The sequence below is a fragment of the Brevinematales bacterium genome (assembly GCA_026415355.1).
Lineage (GTDB): Bacteria > Spirochaetota > Brevinematia > DTOW01 > DTOW01 > SKYB106.
In genome coordinates this window covers 1-5,387 of sequence record JAOAHF010000026.1, presented here as the reverse complement: position 1 = coordinate 5,387, position 5,387 = coordinate 1, and the positions used below count along the sequence as shown (strand labels likewise).

The 5,387-nt window shown below is 31.7% G+C and carries 4 protein-coding genes; 2 read left to right on the top strand and 2 right to left on the bottom strand.

Annotation, left to right across the window (positions count from 1 at the left end):
• Positions 1 to 360: 360 nt before the first annotated feature.
• Complete coding sequence (locus tag N2712_07725; GenBank protein MCX8029864.1) at positions 361 to 3,489, top strand: DEAD/DEAH box helicase; 3,129 nt, start codon at positions 361 to 363, stop codon at positions 3,487 to 3,489.
• Here the strand turns inward: N2712_07725 and lptB are convergent, their stop codons facing one another.
• The gene (lptB, locus tag N2712_07720; GenBank protein ID MCX8029863.1) at positions 3,490 to 4,215 is read right to left on the bottom strand and encodes an LPS export ABC transporter ATP-binding protein; all 726 of its coding nucleotides are present in this window, start codon (positions 4,213 to 4,215) and stop codon (positions 3,490 to 3,492) included.
• A gap of 148 nt (positions 4,216 to 4,363) precedes the next feature.
• Between lptB and N2712_07715 the strand changes: the two genes are divergently transcribed.
• The gene (locus N2712_07715) at positions 4,364 to 4,969 is read left to right on the top strand and encodes a hypothetical protein (protein ID MCX8029862.1); all 606 of its coding nucleotides are present in this window, start codon (positions 4,364 to 4,366) and stop codon (positions 4,967 to 4,969) included.
• A gap of 61 nt (positions 4,970 to 5,030) precedes the next feature.
• Here the strand turns inward: N2712_07715 and N2712_07710 are convergent, their stop codons facing one another.
• Positions 5,031 to 5,258 carry a hypothetical protein gene (locus tag N2712_07710; protein MCX8029861.1) on the bottom strand — a complete coding sequence of 76 codons (228 nt, stop codon included), beginning with the start codon at positions 5,256 to 5,258 and terminating at the stop codon, positions 5,031 to 5,033.
• Between the last annotated feature and the right edge of the window lie 129 nt (positions 5,259 to 5,387).

The following is a 5,387-nucleotide window of genomic DNA, read 5'->3' as shown; positions in this document are numbered from 1 at the left end:
TCAATACACTTTCTCTATCACGGAAAGCAAGGTGTGTTTTTGAGAGAGTGAGTGTTCTACTATTTGGTCTCACCATTCACTTAACGAAGGATCTCTTTCTTCCTCGAGTTGTGTTGTCAGGCTTATATGGTTAAATATTCAAGGAACCTATTTCTATTTCAGTTTCTGATGGAGTATTATGTGCATATGAAAACAGACTTGTAGTTATTTGCTAAAGCAAGGGTTGATAGACACTAAAAATATTAACTATACCCAAATAACTCTCAAATTTTGGAATTTATTGAATTTCAGAGTTTAGTTGATTTTTGGTGGTTGATTTTTTATAATTTCAGTTAAACTTAATCCTTGTAGGTAAAGTTTATGATAACCAAGATGGATTTAATTTCTGAATTTGGTGATAAGTTGTATAGGAGTGCTATGGACATAATGGAAAATGTTGAAATAGTTGATATCTCTTCTGTTAGTTTTGATGATAAGGTTACTGTTAATGGGGAAATAAAGGTTGATGGAGAATGCTTTTATATAAGTATTGATTTTGATATCTTGGAAGAAAAAATTACCAAAAAATCTTGTTCTTGTGGAGCTCAGAATTGTGAACATATGCTTATTGTTTTGATGAACTTCGAGGATAAGAAAACTGTAAAGAGTAATGGTAGAAAAGTGGCTGACAAAAAACTCTTACCGCTTGAAGTCTTGGTTGATTTCTCTCAGTTGAGATCGTTGTCTCTAGTTAGGATTAAGTTTGATTTAGCTGACAAAAAGCTTGCAAGAAGTCCTAAAAACTATGTTTATGAGTATATAATTGATGATGTAAAGACTATTAAAGTGACTCCTGAAGATGATTTATTTCTTAGAACTTTGATATCTCAAAATAATATTTACACATATCCTGATGAAGGTATAGCACTTTCAATGAGTCAGTTTATAAAAATTATAGATCTTCTAAAGAGACATCCTAGGGTCTATATTTATCCATCTCATGAACCTCTAGAGATAACTGATGATATTTTTTATCCTAAGCTTAAGATAGTTTATGAAGATGATAATGGGCTTAAAAAGCTAAAGATAATAACAGTGGAAGACTATTCGGATATAAGGATTATAGCTGATGGTAATACTAAAAGAGTTTTGAGAGGGAACAAACTTTATACTTTTAACAATCCAATACCTATAGAGAACTGGTTTGCTATACTTGAAAACAAGTTTAAGATATCTGAGAGAGAATTTCCGAAGTTTTTTGGTAAGTTTTATGAGATTTTATCTACTTCTTCTAATATAATACTGAGTGAGGAAATAAATACAAGCAAACCGGTTATTGTTGAAATAGATAAAATTGATGTAAAGCTTTATCTTGACTACAATGAGAGTATTGAGAAACTATATTGGGAACCTATTGTTATTTACAAAGAAAAAGAAACTAGGGTTAAAGATTTACTTGATGTGCTTGTAAACCATATAGAGATAAGTGATAATCACTTCATAAGTGATTTGAAGGCTTTTAGGCAAAGAGTACTTAACGAACTTTATGGTATTGGTTTAAAGGAATACTTGATATCTTTGAATAATCTCAGTAGTTATATAAGCATACCTAAAGAGGAATTTATAAAGAATATTCTTGTTAATTATAGAAATTGGAAAGATAGGGTTGAATTATCTAGTAGAACTAGATCTTTAGTACCTGCTATAGTTAATGCTATTTTTGATATTGATATACATACTGAGGGTAAGAACGATTTTAGATTTGACTTTAAGGTTTTTCTAGTTGATAATGATACAAGTTATATAAAAGATGTTGGTGTTGAAACATTTATTAGAGCAATAAGAGAAGCTTCAGTGAATGGGGTTATTAATATCTCTGGTAAGTATTACAAGATAGAAAATCTTGGTGATATCCAGAGACTTATAGATAAGATAAAATCTATAAACTTGGGCGAGAAGGATGAGGGTAGTATTTTAAAGCTTATAAAAATAATTTCATTGGAAGATGATCTTCTGGATGATAGATTGATACAATCTTTGAGAATTAGAAGAGATAGCAAAGTTGAAGACTTTAGGAGTCAGATTAAGTCTTTAGGCAGGGATTCTAATATTCAGATACCTTCTGAGATAGAGAACGTAATAAGAGAATATCAAAAGGTTGGTTATTACTGGTTGCATTTCCTGTATAAGAACAATTTTGGAGGGGTGCTTGCCGATGATATGGGACTTGGTAAGACATTACAAGCTTTGTCTTTTATCAAAAGCATAAAAGATAACTTTAGAGGCCTTCCATCCCTAGTTATATGTCCTACATCTCTGACTCATAATTGGGCTAGAGAGATAGAAAAGTTTTTCCCCACCATGAAATATACTATAGTCTCAGGTAAACCGAAGGATAGAGAGGAACTTGTGAATAATTTCTTGAAATATGATGTTATAATAACATCATATGCTTTGATTAGAAACGATATAGATCTTTATCTTGACAAAAATTTTGAAGTTGTTGTACTCGATGAAGCTCAGTATATAAAGAATAAAGAAGCAAAGATAACTAAGTATGTTAAAATGTTAAATTCCAATATAAAGATAGCACTTACTGGAACTCCTATTGAGAACTCTGTTTCTGATCTTTGGTCAATATTTGATTTTATAATGCCTAATACTCTTGGTAGTTACCAATCTTTTGTTGAAAAGTACTCAAAACCTGAAAACCACGGAGAGCTTGCTAAAATGATATCCTATTTTATATTGAGGAGAAAGAAAGATGATGTTCTTAAAGAGTTACCTAAAAAGATAGAACAAAATATATTTGTACCATTATCTCCTGAACAAAGTGAGATATATGAAAAACTCGTTAAAGAAATTAGAATAAATATACTAAAACAGGTTGGTGAAGTGGGGTTTGAGAAATCAAAGCTTCATATACTTTCTGCTTTAACTAAGCTTAGACAAGTATGTAATCACCCATATCTTATATCTGATGAATATAAAAATGTAAAATCTGGGAAGATGGAACTGCTTATGGACTTATTAGATGATGCTATTGAGGGAGGTCATAAAGTATTACTGTTTTCACAGTTTGTTGAGATGCTTAAGATAATACGAGAAGAGTTTGATAAGATAGGTATAAAGTATTCTTATCTTGATGGATCTACCAAGAAAAGACAAGAAGTTATAGATGAATTTAATAAGAATGATGATATGAAAGTTTTCCTTATAAGTTTGAAAGCTGGAGGTTTTGGTCTAAACCTAACATCTGCTGATATAGTTATACTTTATGATCCTTGGTGGAATCCTATGATAGAAAAACAGGCAATGGATAGGGCACATAGAATAGGTCAAACTAAAACAGTAAATGTTTACAAATTGCTTACTGAAAATACTATAGAAGAAAAAATATTAGCATTGCAAGAAAGTAAAAGATCTTTATTTTCAAATATTGTTGAGGTTGGTTCTTCTACTTTATCTTCAATTACATGGGATGAGATTAAATCCCTTCTTGAGATGTAGTTAGATATCAAATGAATGTCCTAGGTATATCTCTCTTGCTTTAGGGTCGTTTATTAGTGTTTCTGCGTTACCTTGTATTAAAACTTCTCCATTGTATATTATATACGCTCTATCAACTATTCTGAGTGTTTCTCTGACGTTGTGATCTGTTATCAAGACACCTATATTTTTATCCTCTCTTAGCATTTTTATTATGTTTTGGATATCATTTATTGCTATAGGATCTATACCTGTGAATGGTTCATCAAGTAAAAGAAATGATGGTTCTAATGAAATCATTCTAGCTACTTCTAAACGTCTTTTCTCACCACCAGAGAGTGCAGAAGCAATTGTCTTCCTTACTTTGTTTAGCCCCATATATTCAATTACTTCATCAGTTCTTTTATTTAGTTCTTTACCAAAGTATCCTTTAAGTTCTAAAATTGCTTTTATGTTGTCTTCAACAGACAAAGATCTAAATACTGAATGCTCTTGTGGTAAATATCCTATACCTAATCTTGCTCTTTTGTATATAGGCCACCCTGTGATATTTTGATCGTCGAAGAAAACATTACCACCATCAGGAGATACTATACCTACTATTATGTAAAAGGTAGTTGTCTTTCCCGAACCGTTAGGGCCTAAGAAACCAACTATTTCTCCTTTCTCAATTTCTAATGATATTCCATTTACTACAAATCTTTTTCCATACTGTTTGTATACTCTATCTACCTTTAGCCTGCTCATGATGAGAATTATGATAATCTAAAAACGCTATTTCTTTCTAGTTGTGTTTTTGTATGTCAATGAGTTCTAAAGTTTGAGATAGGTATAATTAATGCTTTAGTGTCTATCAATCCTTGCTCTAGAAGATAACTGCAAATCTGCTTTTATATTGACACAATATAACTTAGGAAGTGAGGTTAGTTTCTTTGATATTATAGATATATCCAACTCGCCCGAGTATGCTGTTTTTAAGGAACTAGAAGTGTCAAATGGTGTTGATTTGAAAGAAGTATTATTTTCCAAAGTTTATTATCACGAACTAGGACACGCTTATTTAAGATACGGAAGCAAACAGTATTGGGAAGGTGAGACTAAAGATAAGACTTTCGAAATGGTAGAAGAATCCTACTGTAATGCTGTAGCTTTTGAGAGGTTTAGGGAATCCTCGGAGTTATCAATAGTTTCTTTTTTCATTTCGCAACAACCACTGGAATACAGGGGCTATACTGTTTTCGTATATAATAAGAGTTTTGATTGGATGTCTGTTTTAGATCCAGAAATTTTTAGAAGACTCTTTCCAGAAATATATAGAAGACCCTTTTGGGATTTGGAAGATGTAATTTACTACTACAGACGATATGGCATATATCCCCTCCTTACATATGACCTTATAAGAGGGTTCAGAAAAATTTGGAACGATAGATACTCAGAGGATTTTTTAAGAGACTTGAGAAGAGAGATACTGAGAGAGGTCATTATGTCTTCGGTTCTATAAGGTCTGTAAAACAGAGAATACAGAGAACTCTTTCAGTTAGTTTAGATGATATCAACTATTTTTATATCTTGGGAGCTAAGAAGTAGGTAAGAAGAAAAGAAGCTAGGGCAAGGATACTTGAAATAACATGTATTACAGTAAGCGCTTTGCGGTATATTCCTCTCACCTTTATTTTTCTAAGTTTTCTAAATACTACAATCAGAATACCAGAGATTGTTGAAACCAGTAGTAGTGCTAGGGTTATATCTGCGAGTATGTAGTGAAGGGCGAAGTAGTTTATCATTATCATATTACTTCTTTCTTGGTAATTTACCAATTGGTATTATATACAATGGTTTTTGGTTTTTTGGTAAGTTTAGGATAGATTGGACTTGATCGTCAAAGAAAGCACCAACCATTACCATACCAAGTCCTAAGG

What these genes read in the sequence shown, in the direction of transcription:
- N2712_07725 (MCX8029864.1), top strand. Translation starts at nt 361, where the DNA reads ATGATAACCAAGATGGATTTAATTTCTGAATTTGGTGATAAGTTGTAT.
- lptB (MCX8029863.1), bottom strand. Translation starts at nt 4,215, where the DNA reads ATGAGCAGGCTAAAGGTAGATAGAGTATACAAACAGTATGGAAAAAGA.
- N2712_07710 (MCX8029861.1), bottom strand. Translation starts at nt 5,258, where the DNA reads ATGATAATGATAAACTACTTCGCCCTTCACTACATACTCGCAGATATA.